This is a genomic window from Streptomyces sp. NPDC058691, assembly GCF_042714775.1.
In the GTDB taxonomy this organism is placed as follows: Bacteria; Actinomycetota; Actinomycetes; order Streptomycetales; family Streptomycetaceae; genus Actinacidiphila.
The window spans coordinates 1-22,872 of the sequence record NZ_JBHXSO010000084.1 but is presented as its reverse complement, the minus strand read 5'-3'; the positions used below and the strand labels follow the sequence as shown (position 1 = coordinate 22,872).

The following is a 22,872-nucleotide window of genomic DNA, read 5'->3' as shown; positions in this document are numbered from 1 at the left end:
GGCGGCCCGCGCGCAACCCCCGCCGCCCTCGGGGCGGGCCTGTGGTGCCGGCCCGGACGCCGGGACGCCAAGCGATCGGACGGTCAGCCCGCCGAACGGTCGGACGGTCAGACGGTCGGACGGTCAGACGAGGTCGAACCGGTCGAGGTCCATGACCTTGGTCCACGCCGCGACGAAGTCGCCGACGAACTTCTCCTTCGCGTCGTCGCTCGCGTAGACCTCCGCGACCGCGCGCAGTTCGGAGTTCGACCCGAAGACCAGGTCGGCGCGGGTGCCGGTCCACTTGACCTCGCCCGTGGCGGTGTCGCGGCCCTCGAAGGTGTTCGCGTCCTCCGACGTCGCCTTCCACACCGTGCCCATGTCGAGCAGGTTGACGAAGAAGTCGTTGGTCAGCGAGCCGGGGGTGGTGGTGAGGACACCGAGGGACGACTGCTGGTAGTTGGCGCCCAGGACGCGCAGGCCGCCGACGAGGACGGTCAGCTCGGGGGCGCTCAGGGTCAGCAGGTTGGCCCGGTCGATCAGCAGGTACTCGGCCGGCAGCCGGTTGCCCTTGCCGAGGTAGTTGCGGAACCCGTCGGCCTTCGGCTCCAGCGCGGCGAAGGACTCCGTGTCGGTCTGCTCCTGCGTGGCGTCCGCGCGGCCCGGCGTGAAGGGGACCTCGACGGCGAAGCCCGCCTCCTTGGCGGCCTGCTCGACGCCCACGCCGCCCGCGAGGACGACCAGGTCGGCGAAGGAGATCTCCTTGCCGTCGGTCCGGCCGGCGTTGAAGGACTGCTGCACGCCCTCCAGGGTGCGCAGCACCGTCGCCAGCTCGTCCGGCTCGTTGACCTCCCAGCCGATCTGCGGCTGCAGGCGGATGCGCGCGCCGTTGGCGCCGCCGCGCTTGTCGCTGCCGCGGAAGGACGAGGCCGAGGCCCACGCGGTCGACACGAGCTGGGAGACCGACAGGCCCGAGGCGACGATCAGGTCCTTGAGGCCGGCGATGTCACCGGCGTCGACGAGCCCGTGGGTCACGGCGGGCAGCGGGTCCTGCCACAGCAGCGTCTCGCTGGGGACCTCGGGGCCGAGGTAGCGGACGACCGGGCCCATGTCGCGGTGCGTCAGCTTGAACCACGCGCGGGCGAAGGCGTCCGCGAACTCGGCGGGGTTCTCCAGGAAGCGCCGCGAGATCTGCTCGTAGGCCGGGTCGACGCGCAGCGACAGGTCCGTCGTCAGCATCGTCGGGGCGTGGGTCTTCGACGCGTCGTGGGCGTCGGGGACGGTGCCGACGCCCGCCCCGTCCTTCGGCCGCCACTGGTTGGCGCCGGCGGGGCTCTGGAACAGCTCCCACTCGTAACCGAAGAGGATCTCGAAGAAGCTGTTGTCCCACGTGATCGGGGTGTTGGTCCAGATGCCCTCCAGACCACTGGTGATGGCGTCACCGCCCTTGCCGGTGCCGAAGCTGTTCTTCCAGCCGAAGCCCTGCTGCTCCAGCGGCGCGGCCTCCGGGTCGGCGCCGACGCTCTCCGCCGGGCCCGCGCCGTGCGTCTTGCCGAAGGTGTGACCGCCCGCGATCAGGGCGACCGTCTCCTCGTCGTTCATGGCCATCCGGCGGAACGTCTCACGGATGTCGCGGGCCGCGGCGATCGGGTCCGGGTTGCCGTTGGGGCCCTCGGGGTTGACGTAGATGAGGCCCATCTGGACGGCGCCGAGGGGGCTCTCCAGCTCCCGGTCACCGGTGTAGCGCTCGTCGCCGAGCCACGTGGTCTCGGGACCCCAGTAGACGTCCTCGTCGGGCTCCCAGACGTCCGCGCGGCCACCGGCGAAACCGAAGGTCTCGAAGCCCATCGACTCCAGGGCGACGTTGCCCGCGAGGATCATGAGGTCGGCCCACGAGAGGTTCTGGCCGTACTTCTTCTTCACCGGCCACAGCAGACGGCGGGCCTTGTCGAGGTTGCCGTTGTCCGGCCAGCTGTTGAGGGGCGCGAAGCGCTGCTGCCCGGCCCCGGCGCCGCCGCGGCCGTCGCTGATGCGGTAGGTGCCCGCGCTGTGCCACGCCATGCGGATGATGAACGGGCCGTAGTGGCCGAAGTCCGCCGGCCACCAGTCCTGCGAGGTCGTCAGGACCTCGGCGATGTCGCGCTTCACCGCGGGGAGGTCCAGGCTCCCGAACGCCGCGGCGTAGTCGAAGTCGCCGCCGAGGGGGTTGGCCACGGCGGGGTTCTTGGCGAGGATCTTCAGGTTGAGCCGCTCCGGCCACCACTGGCGGTTGCCGCCGCCCTGCGTCGGGTGCGGAGCGCGCCCGTGGGCGACCGGGCAGCCACCCCCGCCCTCCGTCTTGGCGTCTACGACGATTGCGTCATGGTTCTCAGACATGCGAATCCTTCCGGACCAGGCGGATCACGGTGCTCAGGCACTGCGGGCGGCAGGACAGCGGGGGCAGGGGGTCTCGCCGGTGGCACGATGGGGGCCGGCGGCGGAGCGGGGCGCGTCCGGCGCGGCGCACGGGACGCGCCGCGGTGAACGCGGCGAACGACTCAGCCACGGCTCGGCAGGACGGCAAAGGCCGCCCCGGTGCCGGAAAGGCCACCGCCCCGGAGCGTTCCGAACGACGCGACGCGGACGGCCATCGCCGTCGGGCACGGCCGGGCCGGCACCGCGCAGAGCGCCGGCGGTGATCCCGTCACGTCCCTAGTCTCCTGCCGTACCCGGGGGCTTCCTGTCCCTTGGCTATTGCCGGAACCGATCCTACGATGGACGCAATCCAAGTCAAGAAGCGTGCCAACCCCCGAGCCCCGATCGCATCGGCACCGGGACGTCCACTGGTAAATTTCGGGTATCCCACCGAACCTGAATAGGTGAACCGACATGAGTGACCTGCTGGAGCGACTGCGAGGGCGCGGCTGGCGGATGACTTCCCAGCGGCGTGTCGTTGCGGAGGTCCTCGACGGCGACCATGTGCACCTCACGGCCGACGAGGTGCACGCCCGCGCGGCCGTGCGGCTGCCCGAGATCTCCCGGGCGACCGTCTACAACACGCTGGGTGAACTGGTCTCCCTCGGCGAGGTCATAGAGGTCGCGACGGACGGCCGCGCCAAGCGCTACGACCCCAACGCGCACCGCCCGCACCAGCATCTGGTGTGCTCCGCCTGCGGCACCGTCCGCGACGTCCACCCGGCCGGCGACCCGCTGACCGACCTCCCCGCGGAGGAACGGTTCGGCTTCACCGTCTCCCACGTCGAGGTCACCTACCGCGGACTCTGCCCGTCCTGCGCCTAGTCGCGCCGCTCCGGCGTGAGGTCGTCAAGTCCCCGACCGGCCGACGAGTTCGCCGGACCGCCCGGAGGGCCTGAGCGGCGGCCAGGCCGAACGGCGCGCTCCTGGCGCGCCGTTCGCGTCTCTTCCCGGGTCGCCTAGTAGTAGTGGCGACGGCCACCGATGGCATGCCCCATCGCGCCCAGCACCCAGAGCACGAGCCCGATGACCACGAGAATGATCCCGATGGTCCACAGGATCGAGATGCTCGCCAGGAACCCGATGATCAGCAGGATGACGCCAAGTACGATCATGATGCCCTCCGTTGGTCGATGGCACGACGCCCGGTTCCGCACGGTGCGAGCGGCATCCGCTCCGGTGCGCCGCGGGCACTCGCCCGATGTCCGTGCGCCTCACCGAGGTGTCTGTCCCGCCGTTCCGGAGTGCTGCGTGACCGTGCGGTCATCTAAATCACCTCATTCACCACATTCCGTTCCTATCGGGCGGCTACCCCGGTTCGCGCGGAACATCCCTGCCTCAATCTGTGGACTTTCCGGCCGGAGCCACGGCCGCCGGATTGGCCCTGTCGTGCGGCTTCACACCCCGCCTACGCTCATCCTCATGCGGATCCAAATCGTCGACGCCTTCACCGACCGCCCCTTCGCGGGCAATCCCGCCGGCGTGCTGCTGCTGCCCCACGCGGACGCCTTCCCGGCGGACGAGTGGCTCCAGTCCGTCGCCGCGGAGCTCAACCTCTCCGAGACCGCCTTCGCGCACCCCACACCCGACGCCCCCGACTCCGACTGGGCGCTCCGCTGGTTCACCCCGGCGGCGGAGGTGAACATGTGCGGGCACGCCACCCTGGCGACGGCCCACGCCCTGCACGCCAGTGGCGCAGCCACCGGCACCGTGCGGTTCAGCGCCCGGTGCGGGGTGCTGACGACCGGCACGGGCGCGGACGGCACGATCACGATGGACTTCCCGACCGCGCCGCTGACAGCGATCGAGGTGCCCCCCGGCGTCGCCCCGGCGATCGGCGCCGACGTGCTGTCGGCCCACGGGACCGGTGAGGACGTGGGCGATCTGCTGGTCGAGGTGGCCGACGAGAAGACCGTACGAGCGCTCGCCCCCGACCTGGCGAAGGTGGCCGCACTGCCGTCGAGGCGGGGCCTGATCGTCACGGCGCCGGCCGAGTCGCCCGCCGCGGAGGGCTACGACTTCGTCTCGCGGTGCTTCTTCCCCGTCCTCGGCATTCCCGAGGACCCGGTGACGGGCAGCGCGCACACCGCTCTCGCCCCGTTCTGGGGGGCGCGGCTGGGCCGCGACGAGCTGACCGGGTTCCAGGCCTCCGCTCGCGGCGGCCTGGTGCGGACGGCGCTGCGCGGGGACCGCGTCCTGCTCACCGGCCGGGCGGTGACGGTGGTCGAGGGCGAACTGCACGCCCACCCCTGACCCTCCGCGCGCTCACGCGGTGGGCAGCCATCCGACCTTGCCCGCCAGCAGCGCGTACCCGACGAAGGCCACGATGTCGATGAGCGAGTGGGCCGCCACCAGCGGGCCCACCCGCCCCCAACGGCGGTAGAGCAGCACGAAGACGACGCCCATCGCCATGTTGCCGAGCAGTCCGCCGATGCCCTGGTACAGGTGGTACGAGCCGCGCAGCACGCTGCTCGCGACCAGCGCCCCCATCGGCGTCCAGCCCAACTGGCCGAGCCGGCGCAGCAGATAGCCGACGACGATCACTTCTTCGAGTACGGCGTTCTGGATCGCGGAGGCGATGAGGACCGGGATCTTCCACCACACGTCCGGCAGGGACTCCGGCACGACGGTCAGATTGGCCCCGGAGGCCCGGGCCCCCAGGTAGAACAGCAGCCCCGTGCCACCGATGACGGCGGCGACCACCGCCCCGCGCAGCACATCGGAGCGCGGCCGCCGCAGGTCGAACCCGATCACCGGCATGCCCGTGCCCTCCCGCGCCAGCAGGTGGGCGACGAGCGCCACCGGGACCAGCGCGGTGGCGATCCCGAACAACTGCCACGACAGGTCAAGCCACGGGCGCCCCGGAGCCTGCGTGCCCACCAGGGTCGCGGCCTGGTCCTTCAGCCCGCCGGGTTTGGTGACGGAGCCGATGAAGCTGATGAGCGCCGAGAGCGCGCTGGCACCGAGCGACAGCGCGAGCACCAGCAAGGTCTCGCTGCGCAGCGTGCGCCGCTCCAGTCCGCCGGCGCCGCCGTTCCCGGCGCCGCCCTCGTCGATCGTCCTGCCGTCCACAGAGGCATCCACCCGCGCCATCCTGCCTCATCGGCCCGGCGGACGGCGTGAGCGGGTCCCGGCTCAGGGCTCCACAGGCCACTCGTGGACGGGCGCCCCGTCCTGCATCAGCTCGCAGTAGCGCACGGTCATCGCGGCCAGCGCGCGCTGCCGGTCCAGTCCGCGGTCCAGCTCCCGGTGGAAGACGGCGGCCTGCCACTCGGCACCGTTGGTACGCCGGCGGCAGCGGCCCTCGATGATCCCGAGATAACGGTCCCGGTCCACCGGGTCGATGCCCCAGCCGTCCAGCCCGGCGGCGGCCATCGGCAGCAGTTCCTCCAGCACGAGCTCGACGACGGGCACCTCGATCGTCCCGCTGCCGCGCGAAGACCTGGGCCAGCGCAGCACGGCCTCGATGCCGTGGCGGCAGGCCTCGTCGAAGTTGGACGCCGCCGCGGCGAACGGCAGACGCGTCCAGACCGGGCGCGGGGCCTCCGCCAGAGCCCGCACCAGGCCGTAGTAGAAGGCCGTGTTGGCCACGACGTCGGCGACGGTGGGACCGGCCGGCATCACACGGTTCTCGACCCGCAGATGCGGGACGCCGTCGACGACCGCGTAGACCGGGCGGTTCCAGCGGTAGATCGTGCCGTTGTGCAGGGTGAGTTCCTTCAGCTGCGGCACCCCGCCCTCGTCCAGGACGTGCAGCGGGTCCTCGTCCTCGCAGATCGGCAGCAGCGAGGGGAAGTAGCGCACGTTCTCGGCGAACAGGTCGTAGGCGGAGTCGATCCAGCGCTCGCCGAACCAGGTCAAGGGCCGCACCCCCTGGGCCCGGTGCTCCTCGGGACGGGTGTCCGTCGCCTGCTGGAAGAGCGTCGGGCGGGTCTCCCGCCACAGCTCCCGGCCGAACAGGAAGGGCGAGTTGGCGCCGAGCGCGACCTGCGGCCCGGCGACCACCTGCGCGGCGTTCCAGACGGCGGCGAAGCGGGCCGGGGTCACCTGCAGATGCATCTGCATCGAGGTGCACGCGGCTTCGGGCGCGATGGAGCCGGAGGTGCTCGTCAGACGTTCCACGCCGGCGATGTCGAGCGTGATGTCCTCGCCCCGGGCGGCAAGGATGCGGTCGTTGAGCAGGGTGTAGCGGTCGGCCCGGGAAAGGTTGGCGCCCACCAGGTCCTGCGCTCCGAGGGTGGGCAGGATTCCCACCATCACGATCTGGGCGCCGACCTCCCGGGCTTTTCTGTCGGCATATCCCAGTGCCATGCGCAACTCTTCGGCGAGGCGGTCCAGCACACGCCCGGAAAGCCGGTGCGGAGCGATGTTCACTTCGATGTTGAACTGCGCGAGCTCGGTCTGGAAATCATGGCTCGCGATGCGCTCCAGCACCTCCTCGTTCATCATGCGCGGCAGGCCGTCGCGGTCCGTGAGATTGAGTTCGATCTCCAGCCCCATGAGATTTCGGGGACGGTCGAACCGCTTCTCCTCCAGAAGCCGCTCCAGCCCCAGCAGGCACTGCTTGAGCTTCCTGCGGTAGCGCTGGCGGTCGGAGAGGTCGAACCCCGTGGCTGCGACCTTTTCCCCCATCGAAGGTTCCTCCTCGCGTGGGCCGTGATCACATCATGCCCAGGGTTGAGATCGATAACGCCCCCTGTGACGCACACGACCCGGTAAGCTGGCGGGAGCACCGTCTTCCGGCACATTCCGATGGCATGGAACATAATTCACGTGCCATCCGCGGGCCCCTCGTGAAAAACGTCGGCGAGATTCAGCCATCCGTGACGACGGGAAATGCCCAGCCCACCGGACCGGGAGACAGTCCTAATGCGGACCATTCGGCCGTTCAGGGTGACCTGGATCGGCCTTGCGGTTAATATCGCTGACGGCTAGACGAAACACTGCGCGAACACACCTCGTATATCCTCTGTTCACAGGCAGAGCCTCCGCGATCCGCCGCGCGCCCGCGACGCTCCGGCCACGGGAAAGGGATCCGCATGCCCACGCTGATTCCGAACGCCGCCACCCCCCGGCGCCCCTTGTGTTCGGCCTGCCCTGGCCTGCTGTTTCATCGCTGACAGCGCTGTCCGCACCCCATTGAGCACCCCCGCGTCTCCCCATGAGAGGCCGCCCACCATGCCGCTGCAGGTAGCTCCAGCCCCCGCACCCGCTCTGCGAAGCGTTCTCGCCGCACTCAGCTCGCCCACCGCCGTCCGCGAGGCCCGCACACCCTCTCTGCGTTCCGCGGCGGGGCCGCTCGTCGCCGAGCACCCGCTGCCGTTGCACGTGCTCGACCCCGTGATCGCCGGACCCGACGGGCTGCCGAGGGCGCGGCTGACCGGCTGGCGCTTCCACATCCACTCCGGGGAGCGGAGCGAGGCGGGGATCCCGTCGGCGGAGGGCCGGGGACGGGTGGTCGCCGCCGGGGAGACCATCCACACGCCGGACGGATGGGCGTTCTCGCACTTCCGCGAAGGGCCGTACCTTGCCTCCACGGAGCGCGCGCTGCTCCAGGCCGACGCCTTGGTCACGCCCTACCAGCCGCATCTGCTCTCGGTGCCGGGGCTGTACATGCTGACCCTGTGGCTGCACGGTGACATCGGCGCCGATGCCGGAACGGCTCAACCGGCCGCCACGGACCTGCTGATCCCCCTCGCGCCGGCCCCGCCCGGCATCGCGGCGCACCGTTTGCACCGGTTCTCCGACCTGATGCCCATGCTCACCCTGCGACTGGCGCCCCCGCCCCTGCTCGGCACCACCGCTTGACGGTTGCCTTCTGGGGCGGCGCTCGAACGCCTCCGTGACCGACCGGTCACGGAGGCGTTGCATTGTCCGGGCAACCGCCCGCCAGAGTGAAAGCGTCACCAACTATCGAGGGCTGCTCGCGCGAAATCCCTGCGGAAATCCGTCAGTAGAGCAACACTGGGACCGACCGACTGAACGGGGGACGGCCATGACTGAGGTTCCTACCCAATCAAGCCGTACGTCACACCACTCGCAGCGAAAGACATCGTCCATGTGCCCGCACCAGCCGCATTGCCCGTCCGCCGCCAACTCCGACCGGGAGGCCGCGCACATCGTCGCCAGCCACCCCGAGCAGGGCTGGAGTCTGCTGTGCAACGGCGTCCTGCTCTTCGAGGACACCGGTGAACTGCTCCCCGACGGACAGATCATCGCCCCGCACCGCCCGCTCGGCAGCGAGCACGTCGTCACCGCCGCATGACCCGCGAGTCCGGCGCGAAAAGGGGCCGACCCCGCTGACGAACAGCGGGGCCGACCCTTGGTGAATCTCCGGCCCGTCTTCCGGGCCTCAGCCGGGATTACGCGTCGTACGCGTCCAGCGGCGGGCAGGAGCAGACCAGGTTGCGGTCGCCGAAGGCCCCGTCGATGCGGCGCACCGGCGGCCAGTACTTGTCCGCGGCCGTCACGCCCGCCGGGAAGACCGCCTCTTCGCGCGTGTAGGAGTGGTCCCACTCCCCGCCCAGCGCAGCCGCGGTGTGCGGGGCGTTGCGCAGCGGGTTGTCGTCCTTGGGCCACGCCCCCGAGCCGACCCGCTCGATCTCCGCGCGGATGGCGATCATCGTGTCGCAGAAGCGGTCCAGCTCCGCGAGGTTCTCGCTCTCCGTCGGCTCGATCATCAGCGTCCCGGCGACCGGGAACGACATCGTCGGCGCGTGGAAGCCGTAGTCGATCAGGCGCTTGGCGACGTCGTCGACGGTCACGCCCGTCTCCTTGGTCAGCTCGCGCAGGTCGATGATGCACTCGTGCGCGACCAGCCCGCCGGGGCCGGTGTAGAGCACCGGGTAGTGCGGCTCCAGGCGCTTGGCGATGTAGTTGGCACCGAGCACCGCGACCTGCGTTGCGCGCTTCAGGCCCTCGCCGCCCATCAGGCGCACGTACGCCCAGGAGATCGGCAGGATGCCGGCCGAGCCCCACGGAGCGGCGGAGATCGGGCCGACGCCGGTCTCCGGACCGGCCGCGGGCTGCAGCGGGTGGTTCGGAAGGTACGGCGCGAGGTGAGCGCGCACCGCGACCGGGCCCACGCCGGGGCCGCCGCCGCCGTGCGGGATGCAGAAGGTCTTGTGCAGGTTCAGGTGCGACACGTCGCCGCCGAAGTGACCGGGCTTGGCCAGGCCCACCAGGGCGTTGAGGTTGGCGCCGTCGACGTAGACCTGACCGCCCGCGTCGTGGACGGTCGCGCAGATGTCGCCGATGTGCTCCTCGAAGACACCGTGCGTGGACGGGTAGGTGACCATGAGCACGGCGAGTTCGTCGCGGTGCTGCTCGATCTTGGCCCGCAGGTCCTCGACGTCGACCTCGCCGTCACCGGCGGTCTTGACGACAACGACCTTCATGCCGGCCATCACGGCACTCGCGGCGTTGGTGCCGTGCGCCGAGGAGGGGATGAGGCAGACGGTGCGCTGGGGGTTGCCGTTGGCGCGGTGGTACGCGCGGACGGCGAGCAGACCGGCCAGTTCGCCCTGCGAGCCTGCGTTGGGCTGCAGGCTGACCTTGTCGTAGCCGGTGACCTCGGCGAGGCGCTCCTCCAGCTCACGGATGAGCGTGAGGTAGCCCTCCGCCTGCTCGGCGGGGGCGAAGGGGTGCAGCGCGCCGAACTCCGGCCAGGTGACCGGCTCCATCTCGGTGGTCGCGTTCAGCTTCATGGTGCAGGAGCCGAGCGGGATCATGCCGCGGTCCAGCGCGTAGTCGCGGTCGGCGAGGCGGCGCAGGTAGCGCAGCATCGCGGTCTCCGAGCGGTGCTGGTGGAAGACCGGGTGGGTCAGGTAGTCCTCGTCGCGCAGCAGCCCGGCGGGCAGCGCGTCCTCGGTGACGGCGTCCAGGCGCTCGATGTCGGCATGGTCGCCGGTGACGCCGAAGGCGCCCCAGACGGCGGCCAGGTCGGCGCGGCCCGTGGTCTCGTCACAGGCGATGCCGACCAGGTCGCCGTCGACCTGGCGCAGGTTGACACCGGCCTCGCGGGCCGCGGCCACGACCTCGGCGGCCCGTCCCGGCACGCGGGCGGTGACGGTGTCGAAGAAGGCGCCTGTGGTCACCTCGACGCCGCCGGCCCGCAGGCCGGAGGCGAGGACGGCGGCGTAGCGGTGGGTACGGCGGGCGATCTGCGCCAGTCCGCTCGGGCCGTGGTAGACCGCGTACATGCCCGCCATGACGGCGAGCAGCACCTGGGCGGTGCAGATGTTGCTGGTGGCCTTCTCGCGGCGGATGTGCTGCTCACGGGTCTGCAGCGCCAGGCGGTAGGCCTTGTTCCCGTCGGCGTCGACGGAGACTCCGACCAGACGGCCGGGCAGGCTGCGGGCGTGGGCCTCGCGGACGGCCATGTAGCCGGCGTGCGGGCCGCCGAAGCCCATCGGCACGCCGAAGCGCTGGGTGGTGCCGACCGCGATGTCGGCGCCGAGCTCGCCCGGGGAGGTGAGCAGCGTCAGGGCGAGCAGGTCGGCGGCGACGGTGACGATCGCCCCCAGCTCGTGGGCCTGGTCGATGACGGGCTTCAGGTCGCGCACGGCACCGGAGGCGCCCGGGTACTGCAGCAGCACGCCGAAGACACCGCGCTCGGCGATCTCCGCGGGGATGCCGTCGGTCAGGTCGGCGACGACCACCTCGACACCGGTGGGCTCGGCGCGGGTCTCGATCACGGCGACGGTCTGCGGGAAGGTCTCGGCGTCGATCAGGAAGACGCCCTGCTTCACCTTGCCGACCCGGCGGGCCAGCGCCATCGCCTCGGCGGCCGCGGTGCCCTCGTCAAGCAGCGAGGCGCCGGAGGTGGGCAGACCGGTCAGGTCCGCGACGACCGTCTGGAAGTTGAGCAGCGCCTCCAGGCGGCCCTGGGAGATCTCCGGCTGGTACGGGGTGTACGCCGTGTACCAGGCGGGGTTCTCCATGACGTTGCGCAGGATGACCGGCGGGGTGAAGGTGCCGTGGTATCCCAGGCCGATCATGGGCCGCAGCACCTGGTTGCGGTCCGCGAGCGCGCGCAGCTCGGACAGCACCTCGGGCTCCGTGCGGGCGGCCGGCAGGCCCAGGGCCCCGGCGCTCTTGATGGTGTCCGGTACGGCTGCGGCGGTGAGCTCGTCCAGCGAACCGTAGCCGACCTGCGCGAGCATCTTGGCCTGCGCGGCGGCGTCGGGTCCGATATGGCGCTGCTCGAACGGGATGCCGCGCTCCAGCTCGGTGAGAGGGATGCGGTGGGCGGTCATCTGCGGAGGCCTCCTGGTCTGGCGCGACACGGCCTCCCCCTCTGTCATCTGCACCTGAGAGTTTCACCGTCCCGCGCGCGGAACGGCTTTCACCGTCGGTGAGGAACGGGCCGCCACGGACGGACTGCCCTTCCTGCTTTCCAGAGTGACCTCACCCATGCGGTACGGATGCCTGAGAGATTCCGGGGAGGGTTTGCTCCTTCGGCGCCCGGCGGCCGGTGCGTCGCACCGCCAGGACTCTCCCGCATGGGGTCGCCAGCCGCTGTCAGCCTACCAGCGGGGTTGGTTGAACGGTCATGTGACAGCGGACACCTTTCGTGCCTAAATAGGAGTAATCGCGACCAGTTGGAGGGACCGTGCAGACCGGTATCGATCCGCGGAGCCTGATCGGGCGCAGGGCCTTCGACCGCAACGGAATGAAGATCGGAACCGTCGACGAGGTGTACCTCGACGACGCCACCGGGGAGCCCGAGTGGGCCGCGGTGCGCACCGGCCTGTTCAGTCGTGACGCCTTCGTTCCCCTGGAGCCCAGCGAGTTCGGCGAGGACGGGCTGCGCGTCCCGTTCGACAAGGCACTGATCAAGGACGCCCCGGACTTCGGGGTGGGCCGTCACCTCTCCCCTGAGCAGGAACTGCAGCTCTACCACCACTACGGGATGAGCGGCCCGGGAGCCTTCCCTGGACCGGGGGACGAGCCGCCGCCCGACCGCGACTTCGGCAAGCTCGCCGGCGACAGCTGACCGTTCCGCCTGCGCCATCCCCGTCACCCGTCCTCCTCATCCGTCCCCGGATGACACCAGCGGCAGCGGCTCCGAGGGCTCGAGATCGGGGTCGGTCACCGCGAAGGTCCGCACCCGTCCCGGCAGCACCGACTTCGGTTCCTCGAAGCGCACGGTGACCCGGCCGACCCCGCTGCCCTGGACCCAGCCGGCGCCGTACTCGGAGTGCCGGACGTCCTGGCCGGGCGTCCAGCGCCGTTCCGTGACGGCCGGCGTCCCCGCGGCGCCGGCGCTCTCCGCTACGCCCTCGCCCGCCTCGGCGGCGCCCTCGTCGTCGGGGTGCGCCTCCTCGCGCTCGGCCGCCTGGGCGAACAGGTCCTCCTGCGTGAAATCCGCGAGCCCCGCCACGCCGACGCCGAGCAGCCGTACGCCGCCGGTGAGGTCCACGGCCTCCAGCAGCCGCTCCGCCGTCTCCCGGACGACGGTGAGGTCGTCGGTCGGGGCGCGCAGCGTCTCGGAGCGGGTGAGCGTCGTGAAGTCGTACCGGCGCACCTTCAGCACGACCGTGCGGCCGGAGCGCCCCGCCGCGCGCAGCCGCCGCACACAGCGGTCGGCGAGCCGGTCCACCTCCAGCCGGATCCGGACGCGGTCGGTGAGGTCGACGTCGAACGTGTCCTCGACGGAGATCGACTTGTGCTCGCGGTCCGGGACCACGGGCCGCTCGTCCACCCCCAGGGCCATGCCGTGTACATGCGCGCCGTGCGCCCTGCCCAGCAGCCGTACGAGCTCGGCCTCGCCCGCCTCCACGACCTCCCCGACCGTGGTGATGCCGCCCCTTCGCAGGTGCTCGGCCGTGGCGGGTCCCACCCCCGGCAGGGTGCGCACCTGCATGGGCGCCAGCAGATCGCGCTCGGTACCGGGCTCGATGACGACCAGGCCGTCCGGCTTGGCCTGCTCCGAGGCGATCTTGGCGAGCAGCTTGGACCCGGCGAGCCCGACCGAGCCGGTGAGCCCCGTGGCCGCCCTGATGTCGGCCCGCAGCCGCTCCCCCACTCGCCGCGGCTCGTCCCCGATGCCACCCGCCTCCAGGTCCACGAACGCCTCGTCCAGGCTCAGTGGCTCCACCAGGGGCGACAGCCGGGCCAGTATGTCCATGACGACATCGCTGACCTGCCGGTACACCCCGAAGCGCGGCACGAGGTAGGCGGCGTTGGGGCAGAGCCGGCGGGCGTGGGCCATCGCCATCGCCGAGTGGACCCCGTGCACACGGGCCTCGTACGAGGCGGTCGCCACCACACCCCGCGGGCCCAGCCCCCCGACGATGACCGGCTTCCCCCGCAGACTCGGCTTCGCGGCCTGCTCGACGGCGGCGAAGAACGCGTCCATGTCCAGGTGGAGGATGGTCGGCGCGCTTCTCACGTCACCGATGGTGCCCTACGGCACCGACACCCGCCGTACGCCTGTACGGCGCGGACGGGTGGGACGACGGCGCCGCCGGGCGGCCGCCCGGGTCAGACCGCGCGATTGCGGCGCCGGGCGAGTTCGTCACCGGGGTTGTGGCCGACCAGGGTCTCGCCGGTGTCGACGCGCTCGCCGTGCAGCTGCGACAGGCCGCTCTCCACGTCGCGCCACACGACGCCCACAGCGATCCCGAAGATGCCCTGGCCGCCCTGGAGGAGGTCGACGACCTCGTCGGGCGAGGTGCACTCGTAGACGGTGGCGCCGTCGCTCATCAGGGTCATCCGTGCCAGCTCGGCAGGACTGGTGGAGCGCAGGTGCTGCACCGCGGTGCGGATGTTCTGCAGGGCCACCCCGGTGTCGAGCAGCCGCTTGACGATCTTGAGGACGACCACGTCCTTGAAGCTGTACAGCCGCTGGGTACCCGAGCCGTAGGCCGGCCGGATGCTGGGCTCCACGAGCCCCGTGCGCGCCCAGTAGTCGAGCTGGCGGTAGGTGATGCCGGTCGCCGCGCAGGCGGTGGGCCCTCGGTAGCCGACGCTCTCGCCCGGCCCCTCCGGCTCCTGGCCGGAGACCTCCCCCGCGCCCCCGCCGGAGGCCACGGCCGCGTTGCGGGCCAGGGCCGCGCGCATCGGATACGGGCCGCCAGCGGCCATACCGTCGCCGGTGCTTCTCACGCCGACCTCCCGTCCCTTCGCACCCCTGAGGGCACGCGCACGTGCCATCGGGACTTTCCATCTCGACGGTAGGCAGTCACTCCGGGTGCGTCAACGATCGCCACGCTCGGCACGCCGAGTGATATCAACCCCTGGAGTGGTTTGCCGTATCCGTTCAGGGGGTAAGGCTCGTCGAATGGTCGGCGCCGGATCTCACTGGCTGCTGGTTCCGAAGTCCTCGGGCGAGATCTGATCGAGGAATTCCCGGAACTTCTCGACCTCGTCCTCCTGCTCGTCGGGGATGGCGATGCCGGCGTCGTCCAGCACACCGTCGCTCCCGTAGATCGGGGTTCCGGTCCGCAGTGCGAGCGCTATGGCATCGGAGGGACGGGCGCTCACCTCCACGCCGCTGGCGAACACCAGCTCGGCGTAGAACACGCCCTCGCGCAGGTCGGTGATCCGGACCTCGGTCAGCCTCTGGCCGACGGCCTCGAGCACGTCCTTGAAAAGATCATGGGTCAGCGGCCGCGCGGGCGTCATGCCCTGCTGCGCGAAAGCGATGGCGGTGGCCTCCCCCGGCCCGATCCAGATGGGCAGGTAGCGGTCGCCTCCCACTTCCCGCAGGAGCACAATCGGCTGGTTGGAGGGCATTTCGACCCGGACACCCACGACGTCGAGCTCGTTCACACAGCAACCCTAGGACGTGCTCGGCAGGTTTGGGTAGTCGGGACGGGCCCGGCCGGTCACCGGCCGGGCCGAGTCCCGGTCACTCAGCGTCAAAAGAGCCTGATCCTGAGGGCCGACTGGACCAGCGCCGCGTGCAGGCGCACCGACAGCGCCGCCAGCTCCCTGGCGGTGGCCTCGGCGTGCGTCCTGGTCTGCGGATTGCGGTGCAGGCGCAGCGGGGCGACGACCTGCTCCACCAGGCCCGCCTCGCGGTCGGCGGCGGCCTTCACAGCGCGTAGGTGGCGCGGTTCCAGCCCGAACCGTCCCAGATCGGCCACGAGCTTGGCGATGTTCACCGTTTCGGCGTCATAGTCGCCGTCCGAGCCGGCCTCCACCAGCCCGTACGCCTCCCACTGCGCCAGTTCGGCGTCGTCGGCGCCCGTGGCGGCCATCAGTTCGTCCCGGCCGATCCGCAGGCCCAGGCCCGAATCCGGCTCGATGGCACCGGCCTCCAGCAGTTCGCGCGGCTCCGCGGGCGCGGGCAGCGGCAGCGGCTCGCCCCGGTCCAGGGCGTCCAGGTGCTCGCGGATCACTTTGAGCGGAAGATAGTGGTCCCGCTGCATCCGCAGCACGTGACCCAGCCGCTCGACGTCCCTGACCGAGAACTTCCGGTACCCGGACGGGGTGCGATGCGGTTCCACCAGCCCCTCCGCCTCGAGGAAGCGGATCTTGGAGATGGTGACCTCGGGAAACTCCTCACGCAATTCGTTGAGCACCGCTCCGATGCTCAGCGGTCTGTCCTCCGCGGTGGCGGTGCCGTTGCCGGCACCGCCCGACGGTGTACGAAGCATGAACCTTCCCTCGCGGGGTCAGGCGCCCCACTGGCTTGCGTAGAAGACCAAGCGGTACTTGCCGATCTGGACCTCGTCACCACTGGCCAGGGTCACCGAGTCGATGCGCTCCCGGTTGACGTAGGTGCCGTTGAGGCTGCCGACGTCGGAGACCGTGAAGCTTCCGTCCTGGCCCCGCCGGAACTCGACGTGACGGCGGGAGACCGTGACGTCGTCCAGGAAGATGTCGCCTTCCGGGTGGCGCCCGGCCGTCGTCAGCTCACCGTCCAGCAGGAAGCGACTGCCCGAGTTGGGGCCGCGGCGCACGACCAGCAGCGCCGAGCCCGGGGGCAGCGCGTCGACCGCCGCCTGGGCCTCCGGGGACAGCGCGGGAAGCACGGTCTGACCTGTGACCTCGGCCTCGTAGGCCTCCAGGCCGGAGATCGAGATCGTGGACGTGGTCTCGGAGGCACGTTCCGACGGCACCGCGGCACGCAGCGGCGCACCACAGTTGGAGCAGAAGCGGCTCGCTTCCGCGTTCTGGAAACCGCACCGCGTACAGACCGGCAAGGACCCTCCACCCGTGCTAGAGGCTGATGGTTGCTCGAAACCTATGCGCCCCGATGCGGCAGGGTCAACAGAAACCGCACCATGACCGCCCGAAATGTCGCCACCCGGAGCAGCACCCTGCTCCCGGAACAGCGGGCGCTCCTCCCCCATGGCCTCATCTTGCGCGTGCCGTGGCGCACGGTGACGTGCCGTAGGACTGTCACCGGCCGGACGCGCACTCTTGCCGAACCACTTACCGAACAACTTCACGGGCGATTCCCCTTGAACGACACAGACCCGCCCGTGGGGCAGGACGAACCCTCAGTAACGACCAACACACAGTTTCCCTCACGCACCACCCCAACGGTGCGGCGACCCCCCGCATTCTCCTGCCCTCCCCGGTGCACCCCCACTCGTACCGGCCTCACCGGGATGACGACTGAGCGTAGTCAGGCTGCTCCGGCGGCCGCAAGGCATCGACGACGATCTTCTGCGAACGCGTCACATCGACCGTGGCCTGCTCCTTCTCCAAAGTCTGTACCACGCCTCCCGGGATGTTCAGGGCCGGTTCGAGATCCTGTGGATTACCGATGACCTTGAAGCGGTAGGGCTGGGCGACCTTGTGGCCGTCGATCTCCACGGCGCCGTCGGCACCCTGGGTGAAGTACGTGTCGGCGACCACCCGGAGGTCGTTGATCTGGATCGCCTCGGCCCCGGCGGCGCGGAGTTCCTGCAACGTGTCCAGCAGCATGTCCGGCTCGACCCCGCCCTTGGAGTCGGTGATCGTCAGCGTGATGCCCGGGCCCTGCGCCGCGACCGTGCCCGCCAGCACGCCGAGTTGGGCGGCCTTCTGCTCGGTCTGCTTCCGGGCCTCCTCGGCCTGGTTGGAACTGTTCTCCAGCTCCCGGCGCTGGTCCTCGAGGCGCTGCTTCTCGTCCTCGAGCCGCTGCGTGCGGTTGTCGAGCTCGTCGAGGATCCGCACCAGGTCCTCCTGACGGGCACCGCGCAGCGCGCTGGTGTCGCTGGTCGAACTGACCTGGATCGCCAGGCCCAGTCCGAGCACGAAGAGCAGCAGCGCGACGATGAGCTGCGCCCGGCTGGCCCGCGGCGGCCACAGGCCGGCCTTGAGCCGCTGACGGCCGGTCGACACGGCGGTGGACGGCGCGGGCCCGGACGCTGCCGGGGCCGGGGGTGCCTGCTCCTGCGACTCGCGCGGCTCGGGTCCGGGCAGCGGCACCGACGCGTGCGGGGGCTCGCTCGCGGGAGCGGCCGACGGCCCCGACTCCGGGGCACGAGGCGCCGCTTCGCGCTCCCCCGGGCCGGAACCCGGCGCGGCGGCCGGCGGCAGCTCCCGCGACGCGGGCCGGGACGGCTGCTCCGGCGTGCCGTCGGGCGCGCCCTCGGGCACGCCGGACTCCCGTCCGGGCACCGGCTCCTGCGGTTCCCGGCCGTTCTCGTCGTACTGGCCGTGCTCGTCCGTCATCGTGCTGTCACGCCCGGAAGACATGGCGGCGGATGGCCGCCGCGTTGGAGAAGATGCGGATACCGAGGACGACCACCACACCCGTGGAGAGCTGCGCCCCGACCCCCAGCTTGTCACCGAGGAACACGATCAGGGCCGCCACCACGACGTTGGACAGGAAGGAGACCACGAAGACCTTGTCGTCGAAGATCCCGTCGAGCATGGCGCGCAGGCCGCCGAAGACGGCGTCGAGCGCGGCCACCACGGCGATGGGCAGGTAGGGCTCGACCAGCGTCGGTACCACGGGACGGACCACGAGGCCCACCACCACTCCAACGATCAGGCCCAGTACGGCGATCAATTCGTACCCTTCCCAGTTCCGTTTGCGTCCGGCGAACCGGCCGAGGCGACCGGCGTCGCATAGCGGATGATCAGACTCGGCGCCGCCGGCAGACTCAGCTTCTCCTCCTGGGAGATGCTCACGCGAATCCCGTAGTTCTCGTGCAGAACGTGCAGATACTGTCCGTCCGCACTGTCCTGGAAAGACGTGCTGAGGTGCTGCGGGTTCCCGATCGCCGAAATCGTGTAGGGCGGCACCAGGGGCCTGTTGTCGACCAGTATGGCGTCTCCCGCGGCGCGGATCGCCGACAGGGCGGTGAGGCGCTGCCCGTTGACCGAGATCGCCTCCGCTCCCGACGCCCACAGGCCGTTGACGACCCGCTGCATGTCCCGGTCGCGGACCCGCCCGGTGTCCGAGAAGCCACTGGTGGTCCGCGGATTGCCGCCGCCCCCCGAGGACGCCTCCTTGGCGTCGTCGATCTCCACCTTGATGCCCGGCCCGGTCACCGGCGTCGCACCGGCCAGCAGCGCCACCTGCTCCGCGCCGCCGCCCTGTTCCTTGAGCGCCTCGCGCTGCCTGGCCGCCACGTCGTCACGCAGGGTGTCGACGCGGCTCTGCAGTTCGTCCGCGGCGGTCGTCTCCGACTGGATGCGGTCGATGAGCTTCTGCCGCTCCTTGGCCAGGGTCGGCGCTGCGACCTGGGTCTGGGCGGCTCCCACCGTCACCACGACGGCGGCGAGCACCAGCCCGAACGCGAGCACCAGCTTGCCCCGGAGCGACCCGGGCAGCCGGGAGGTGCCGGTGTCGCCCCTGCGGGCCGCGGCCTCGGCGTATCCGTCGTCGAGGCTGTGCTCCATGACGTTGGTCAGCAGCGACATGGAGGCGTCGGGGCGCCGGTTCACCGCCCTGTCAGGGGGGCTGCTCCGATCGGGGTGCTGCTGCGGCATGCCGCACATCGTCGCACGTCGCCGCCTCCGACCTCGAACGGGCCCCTCCCGGCGCGCCGTTGTGCGCGCCGGGAAGGGCCCGTGGGCCGTACGCGGAGTGTGATCAGCGGCCGGCGCTGTCCACGATCGCGGACCACTCGTCGAGCAGGGCCTGCGCGGACGCGTCGTCCGGACCCTCCGCCCACAGATGGGTGACCGCCTCGGACGGGTCGGGCAGCACCATCACCCAGCGCCCGTCGGACTCGACCACGCGCACCCCGTCCGTGGTGTCGACGGAGCGGTCGCCCGCCTCCTCCACGACGCGACGCATGACCAGGCCCTTGACCGCCCACGGCGTCGCGAGGTCCCGCTTGAGCACATGGGCGCGCGGGATGCGGGCGTCGATCTGGCTCAGGGTGAGCTGGGTACGGGCCACCAGGCCGATCAGCCGGACGAACGCGGCGGAGGCGTCGAAGACGCTGCTGAACTCGGGCACGATGAAGCCGCCCTTGCCGTCGCCACCGAACATCGTCGACTCCTGACGGCAGACCCGGGTCAGGTCGTCGGGCGACGTCGTCGTCCACTCCACCTGCGTACCGTGGTAGGCCGCCACCTGCTCGGCGATACGCGTCGTGGTCACCGGCAGTGCCACGCGGCCGCTGCGGCGCTCCGCGGCGACCAGGTCGAGCATCACCAGCAGCGCGCGGTCGTCCTCGATGATCTTGCCGCGCTCGTCCACCAGGGACAGCCGCTCGCCGACCGGGTCGAACCGCACGCCGAACGCCGCACGCGAGGAGGCCACGATCTCCCCGAGCCGCACCAGGCCCGCCCGGCGGCCGTCGGAGGTCTCGGTGGGCCGAGCCTCATTGAGGCCGGGATTGATGGTCAGGGAGTCCACCCCGAGCCTGCCGAGCAGGCTCGGCAGAACGAGGCCCGCGCTTCCGTTCGCGGCGTCCACGACCACCTTCAGGCCCGCATCGGCGATCCCCGAGGTGTCCACGGCCCGCAGCAGCGCGCCGGTGTAGGAGTCGAAGACGCTGGAAGGGAAGTTCAGGTCGCCGATCTCGCCCGGGAACGCACGGCGGTACTCCTGGCGCGCGAAGACCCGGTCCAGCTTCCGCTGTCCCGCGGCCGACAGGTCCGCACCCCGCTCGTCGAAGAACATGATGTCCACCGAGTCCGGGATGCCCGGACTGGTACGGATCATGATGCCGCCGGCGCTTCCGCGCGCGGTCTGCTGGCGCGCCACGGGCATCGGCACGTTCTCCAGGTCCCGCACGTCGATGGCGCTGGCCTGCAACGCCGAGATCACCGCTCGCTTCAGCGCACGCGCGCCACGGGAGTGGTCACGGGCCGTGGTGACGGTCGAGCCCTTCTTGAGCGTCGTCGCGTACGCGCCCGCCAGCCGCACGGCCAGCTCGGGCGTGATCTCGACGTTCAGGATTCCGGAGACACCGCGCGCGCCGAAGAGATTGGCCTGCCCGCGCGACTCCCAGATGACCGAGGTGTTGACGAAGGCGCCGGCCTCGATCGTCTTGAAGGGGTAGACCCGGACGTTGCCCGCGATGATCGACTCCTCGCCGATCAGGCACTCGTCGCCGATGACCGCGCCGTCGTCGATTCGCGCCGCCCGCATGACATCGGTGTTCTTGCCGATGACACAGCCGCGCAGATTCGTCTGGGGTCCGATGTACACGTTGTCGTGCACAACGGCCTTGTGCAGGAAGGAGCCGGACTTGACGACGACATTCGAGCCGACGACGGAGTGCTCCCGGATCTCGGCGCCCGCCTCGACCTTCGCGTAGTCGCCGATGAACAGCGGGCCGCGCAGCACCGCGTCCGGGTGGACCTCGGCGCCCTCGGCGACCCAGACACCCGGCGAGATCTCGAAGCCCTCGATGTCGACGTCGACCTTGCCCTCGAGCACATCGGCCTGAGCCTTGATGTAGCTCTCGTGCGTGCCGACGTCCTCCCAATAGCCCTCGGCGATGTAGCCGTAGACCGGCTTTCCCTCCTTCATCAACTGCGGGAAGACATCACCGGACCAGTCGACGGAGACATCGGCCTCGACGTAGTCGAAGACCTCGGGCTCCATGACGTAGATGCCGGTGTTCACCGTGTCCGAGAAGACCTGGCCCCAGGTCGGCTTCTCGAGGAAGCGCTCGACCTTGCCCTCCTCGTCGACGATGGTGATGCCGAATTCCAGGGGATTGGGCACCCGCGTCAAGCAGACCGTGACCAGCGCACCCTTTTCCTTGTGGAAATTGATGAGCTCGGTGAGGTCGAAGTCGGTCAGTGCGTCACCGGAGATCACGAGGAACGAATCGTCCTTGAGCGCGTCCTCGGCGTTCTTGACGCTGCCGGCGGTGCCGAGTGGCTTCTCCTCGTTCGCGTAGGTGAGCTCCATGCCGAGCTCTTCGCCGTCGCCGAAGTAGTTCTTGACGAGCGAGGCGAGGAACTGCACGGTCACCACGGTCTCGGTGAGACCATGCCGCTTGAGCAGCTTGAGCACATGCTGCATGATCGGCTGATTCACGACCGGCAGCAGCGGCTTGGGCATGCTCGAGGTCATCGGGCGAAGGCGTGTGCCCTCGCCGCCGGCCATCACGACGGCCTTCATGTCGGAAGCGTCCTCCTTGAACAGACGAGTGGCTTGCCGACGTCACCCGCTCTCTGGACCTCCGAGGTCCTGCGGACCACCTGGTCACACGCCGGGCACCCGGCGGGAGGCCAGTCCTGCCGGGGATCGCGGGCTCAATCGGCCGTGGCGTCCGCCCTCACGAGTCGGCGGACCTGGACCACGTACAAGATTCCTGCCCACCAGTAGAGGGTTGTACCCCATCCTGCGAACGCCCATCCGAAAATAGCAGCGAGCGTGTTCAGCCACCCGTCACCGTCGCTGAGCAGCAACAGCGGGAAGGCGTACATGAGGTTGAAGGTCGCGGCCTTGCCCATGAAGTTGACCTGCGGCGGGCCCCAGCCGCGCCGCCTCATGAGCAGGATCATCACACCGAGGACGACGTCCCGGGCCACCAGGATGGCGGTCAGCCACCAGGGGAGGATGCCGCGCCACGTCAGGCCGACAAGCGTCGACACGATGTACAGCCGGTCCGCGGCCGGGTCCAGCACCCTGCCGAGGTTGCTGATCTGGTTCCAGCGGCGCGCGAGCTTGCCGTCGAGGTAGTCGCTGATGCCGCTCAGCGCCAGGATCAGGAGGGCCCAGCCGTCGGCCTTCGGGCCGCCGAACTCCGGCCACAGGATCAGCCACAGGAAGACCGGCACGCCGAGCAGCCGTGCCATGCTCAGGATGTTGGGGATCGTCAAGACCCGATCCGTCTGCACCCGTGTCTCCTGGACCTCCACCGGGGGCCCCTCCTACTTGCTTGTACGTACGCGCCGAATGATTCCACCCGACCCTACCCCAGGGCATAAAAAAGCCTGTCCCCGGGGATCGTGATCGATCTCCGGGGACAGGCTGAAGAATTGTTCGGCGGCGTCCTACTCTCCCACAGGGTCCCCCCTGCAGTACCATCGGCGCTGAAAGGCTTAGCTTCCGGGTTCGAAATGTAACCGGGC

20 protein-coding genes, 1 rRNA gene and 1 riboswitch are annotated in these 22,872 nt (G+C 70.5%); of the genes, 5 read left to right on the top strand and 16 right to left on the bottom strand.

Annotated elements, in window-relative coordinates; translation table 11 throughout:
* Nucleotides 1-123 precede the first annotated feature (123 nt).
* The gene (gene katG / locus ACFWVC_RS35700) at nt 124-2,355 is read right to left on the bottom strand and encodes a catalase/peroxidase HPI (protein WP_384297308.1); all 2,232 of its coding nucleotides are present in this window, start codon (nt 2,353-2,355) and stop codon (nt 124-126) included.
* Nucleotides 2,356-2,847: 492 nt separating this feature from the next.
* Between katG and ACFWVC_RS35695 the strand changes: the two genes are divergently transcribed.
* Nucleotides 2,848-3,258, top strand: coding sequence for a Fur family transcriptional regulator (locus tag ACFWVC_RS35695; protein ID WP_384297305.1), 411 nt, complete (start codon nt 2,848-2,850; stop codon nt 3,256-3,258).
* A gap of 134 nt (nt 3,259-3,392) precedes the next feature.
* On the opposite strand, the gene ACFWVC_RS35690 is transcribed toward ACFWVC_RS35695, so the two are convergent.
* Nucleotides 3,393-3,548 carry a DUF6131 family protein gene (locus tag ACFWVC_RS35690; protein ID WP_384297302.1) on the bottom strand — a complete coding sequence of 52 codons (156 nt, stop codon included), beginning with the start codon at nt 3,546-3,548 and terminating at the stop codon, nt 3,393-3,395.
* A gap of 307 nt (nt 3,549-3,855) precedes the next feature.
* Here ACFWVC_RS35690 and ACFWVC_RS35685 point away from each other — a divergent pair, with 307 nt between their 5' ends.
* Nucleotides 3,856-4,686: a PhzF family phenazine biosynthesis protein gene (locus ACFWVC_RS35685; protein WP_384297299.1), complete on the top strand. Its 831-nt coding sequence runs from the start codon at nt 3,856-3,858 to the stop codon at nt 4,684-4,686.
* 12 nt (nt 4,687-4,698) lie between these two features.
* Here the strand turns inward: ACFWVC_RS35685 and ACFWVC_RS35680 are convergent, their stop codons facing one another.
* Both ACFWVC_RS35680 and ACFWVC_RS35675 read right to left on the bottom strand, forming a co-directional pair.
* Nucleotides 4,699-5,526, bottom strand: coding sequence for a CPBP family intramembrane glutamic endopeptidase (locus ACFWVC_RS35680; RefSeq protein WP_384297294.1), 828 nt, complete (start codon nt 5,524-5,526; stop codon nt 4,699-4,701).
* Nucleotides 5,527-5,568: 42 nt separating this feature from the next.
* Nucleotides 5,569-7,065: a glutamate--cysteine ligase gene (locus ACFWVC_RS35675; RefSeq protein ID WP_384297292.1), complete on the bottom strand. Its 1,497-nt coding sequence runs from the start codon at nt 7,063-7,065 to the stop codon at nt 5,569-5,571.
* A 546-nt stretch (nt 7,066-7,611) separates the two neighbouring features.
* On the opposite strand from ACFWVC_RS35675, the gene ACFWVC_RS35670 reads away from it, so the two are divergent.
* Both ACFWVC_RS35670 and ACFWVC_RS35665 read left to right on the top strand, forming a co-directional pair.
* Complete coding sequence (locus tag ACFWVC_RS35670; protein ID WP_384297290.1) at nt 7,612-8,241, top strand: hypothetical protein; 630 nt, start codon at nt 7,612-7,614, stop codon at nt 8,239-8,241.
* 250 nt (nt 8,242-8,491) lie between these two features.
* Nucleotides 8,492-8,698: a DUF5999 family protein gene (locus tag ACFWVC_RS35665; RefSeq protein ID WP_384297288.1), complete on the top strand. Its 207-nt coding sequence runs from the start codon at nt 8,492-8,494 to the stop codon at nt 8,696-8,698.
* A gap of 97 nt (nt 8,699-8,795) precedes the next feature.
* Here the strand turns inward: ACFWVC_RS35665 and gcvP are convergent, their stop codons facing one another.
* Complete coding sequence (gcvP, locus tag ACFWVC_RS35660; protein WP_384297286.1) at nt 8,796-11,690, bottom strand: aminomethyl-transferring glycine dehydrogenase; 2,895 nt, start codon at nt 11,688-11,690, stop codon at nt 8,796-8,798.
* A gap of 150 nt (nt 11,691-11,840) precedes the next feature.
* A riboswitch (glycine riboswitch) is annotated at nt 11,841-11,945 on the bottom strand.
* Nucleotides 11,946-12,046: 101 nt separating this feature from the next.
* On the opposite strand from gcvP, the gene ACFWVC_RS35655 reads away from it, so the two are divergent.
* Entirely contained in the window at nt 12,047-12,430 is a 384-nt protein-coding gene (locus tag ACFWVC_RS35655) for a PRC-barrel domain-containing protein (RefSeq protein ID WP_384297284.1), read from the top strand.
* Between the two features lie 36 nt (nt 12,431-12,466).
* On the opposite strand, the gene ACFWVC_RS35650 is transcribed toward ACFWVC_RS35655, so the two are convergent.
* The 11 genes from ACFWVC_RS35650 to rrf form a co-directional block, all read right to left on the bottom strand.
* Nucleotides 12,467-13,828, bottom strand: a complete 1,362-nt coding sequence (locus tag ACFWVC_RS35650) for a DNA polymerase IV (protein ID WP_384297280.1) — start codon at nt 13,826-13,828, stop codon at nt 12,467-12,469.
* Between the two features lie 92 nt (nt 13,829-13,920).
* Nucleotides 13,921-14,592 carry a MerR family transcriptional regulator gene (locus ACFWVC_RS35645; protein WP_384297277.1) on the bottom strand — a complete coding sequence of 224 codons (672 nt, stop codon included), beginning with the start codon at nt 14,590-14,592 and terminating at the stop codon, nt 13,921-13,923.
* A gap of 144 nt (nt 14,593-14,736) precedes the next feature.
* Nucleotides 14,737-15,210, bottom strand: coding sequence for a bifunctional nuclease family protein (locus ACFWVC_RS35640; RefSeq protein WP_360912680.1), 474 nt, complete (start codon nt 15,208-15,210; stop codon nt 14,737-14,739).
* 89 nt (nt 15,211-15,299) lie between these two features.
* The gene (locus ACFWVC_RS35635; protein ID WP_384297270.1) at nt 15,300-16,040 is read right to left on the bottom strand and encodes a MerR family transcriptional regulator; all 741 of its coding nucleotides are present in this window, start codon (nt 16,038-16,040) and stop codon (nt 15,300-15,302) included.
* A gap of 18 nt (nt 16,041-16,058) precedes the next feature.
* Nucleotides 16,059-16,880: an FHA domain-containing protein gene (locus tag ACFWVC_RS35630; RefSeq protein ID WP_384297315.1), complete on the bottom strand. Its 822-nt coding sequence runs from the start codon at nt 16,878-16,880 to the stop codon at nt 16,059-16,061.
* A gap of 112 nt (nt 16,881-16,992) precedes the next feature.
* Nucleotides 16,993-18,051, bottom strand: coding sequence for a DUF881 domain-containing protein (locus tag ACFWVC_RS35625; RefSeq protein WP_384297312.1), 1,059 nt, complete (start codon nt 18,049-18,051; stop codon nt 16,993-16,995).
* 7 nt (nt 18,052-18,058) lie between these two features.
* Nucleotides 18,059-18,391 (bottom strand): small basic family protein, encoded by a 333-nt coding sequence (locus ACFWVC_RS35620; protein WP_360912686.1) that lies wholly within the window; start codon nt 18,389-18,391, stop codon nt 18,059-18,061.
* Nucleotides 18,388-19,326, bottom strand: a complete 939-nt coding sequence (locus ACFWVC_RS35615) for a DUF881 domain-containing protein (RefSeq protein ID WP_384297266.1) — start codon at nt 19,324-19,326, stop codon at nt 18,388-18,390. The genes ACFWVC_RS35620 and ACFWVC_RS35615 overlap by 4 nt, the downstream gene beginning before the upstream one ends.
* Before the next feature lie 94 nt (nt 19,327-19,420).
* Complete coding sequence (locus ACFWVC_RS35610; RefSeq protein ID WP_384297264.1) at nt 19,421-21,916, bottom strand: sugar phosphate nucleotidyltransferase; 2,496 nt, start codon at nt 21,914-21,916, stop codon at nt 19,421-19,423.
* Nucleotides 21,917-22,050: 134 nt separating this feature from the next.
* Nucleotides 22,051-22,659 (bottom strand): CDP-alcohol phosphatidyltransferase family protein, encoded by a 609-nt coding sequence (locus ACFWVC_RS35605; RefSeq protein WP_384297262.1) that lies wholly within the window; start codon nt 22,657-22,659, stop codon nt 22,051-22,053.
* Nucleotides 22,660-22,781: 122 nt separating this feature from the next.
* Nucleotides 22,782-22,872: ribosomal RNA gene (rrf, locus tag ACFWVC_RS35600) — 5S ribosomal RNA — on the bottom strand; the annotation flags it as partial.

What these genes read in the sequence shown, in the direction of transcription:
- ACFWVC_RS35625 (WP_384297312.1), bottom strand. Translation starts at nt 18,051, where the DNA reads ATGACGGACGAGCACGGCCAGTACGACGAGAACGGCCGGGAACCGCAG.
- katG (WP_384297308.1), bottom strand. Translation starts at nt 2,355, where the DNA reads ATGTCTGAGAACCATGACGCAATCGTCGTAGACGCCAAGACGGAGGGC.
- ACFWVC_RS35685 (WP_384297299.1), top strand. Translation starts at nt 3,856, where the DNA reads ATGCGGATCCAAATCGTCGACGCCTTCACCGACCGCCCCTTCGCGGGC.
- gcvP (WP_384297286.1), bottom strand. Translation starts at nt 11,690, where the DNA reads ATGACCGCCCACCGCATCCCTCTCACCGAGCTGGAGCGCGGCATCCCG.
- ACFWVC_RS35695 (WP_384297305.1), top strand. Translation starts at nt 2,848, where the DNA reads ATGAGTGACCTGCTGGAGCGACTGCGAGGGCGCGGCTGGCGGATGACT.
- ACFWVC_RS35665 (WP_384297288.1), top strand. Translation starts at nt 8,492, where the DNA reads ATGTGCCCGCACCAGCCGCATTGCCCGTCCGCCGCCAACTCCGACCGG.
- ACFWVC_RS35615 (WP_384297266.1), bottom strand. Translation starts at nt 19,326, where the DNA reads ATGTGCGGCATGCCGCAGCAGCACCCCGATCGGAGCAGCCCCCCTGAC.
- ACFWVC_RS35610 (WP_384297264.1), bottom strand. Translation starts at nt 21,916, where the DNA reads ATGAAGGCCGTCGTGATGGCCGGCGGCGAGGGCACACGCCTTCGCCCG.
- ACFWVC_RS35675 (WP_384297292.1), bottom strand. Translation starts at nt 7,065, where the DNA reads ATGGGGGAAAAGGTCGCAGCCACGGGGTTCGACCTCTCCGACCGCCAG.
- ACFWVC_RS35670 (WP_384297290.1), top strand. Translation starts at nt 7,612, where the DNA reads ATGCCGCTGCAGGTAGCTCCAGCCCCCGCACCCGCTCTGCGAAGCGTT.
- ACFWVC_RS35680 (WP_384297294.1), bottom strand. Translation starts at nt 5,526, where the DNA reads ATGGCGCGGGTGGATGCCTCTGTGGACGGCAGGACGATCGACGAGGGC.
- ACFWVC_RS35645 (WP_384297277.1), bottom strand. Translation starts at nt 14,592, where the DNA reads ATGGCACGTGCGCGTGCCCTCAGGGGTGCGAAGGGACGGGAGGTCGGC.
- ACFWVC_RS35635 (WP_384297270.1), bottom strand. Translation starts at nt 16,040, where the DNA reads ATGCTTCGTACACCGTCGGGCGGTGCCGGCAACGGCACCGCCACCGCG.
- ACFWVC_RS35690 (WP_384297302.1), bottom strand. Translation starts at nt 3,548, where the DNA reads ATGATCGTACTTGGCGTCATCCTGCTGATCATCGGGTTCCTGGCGAGC.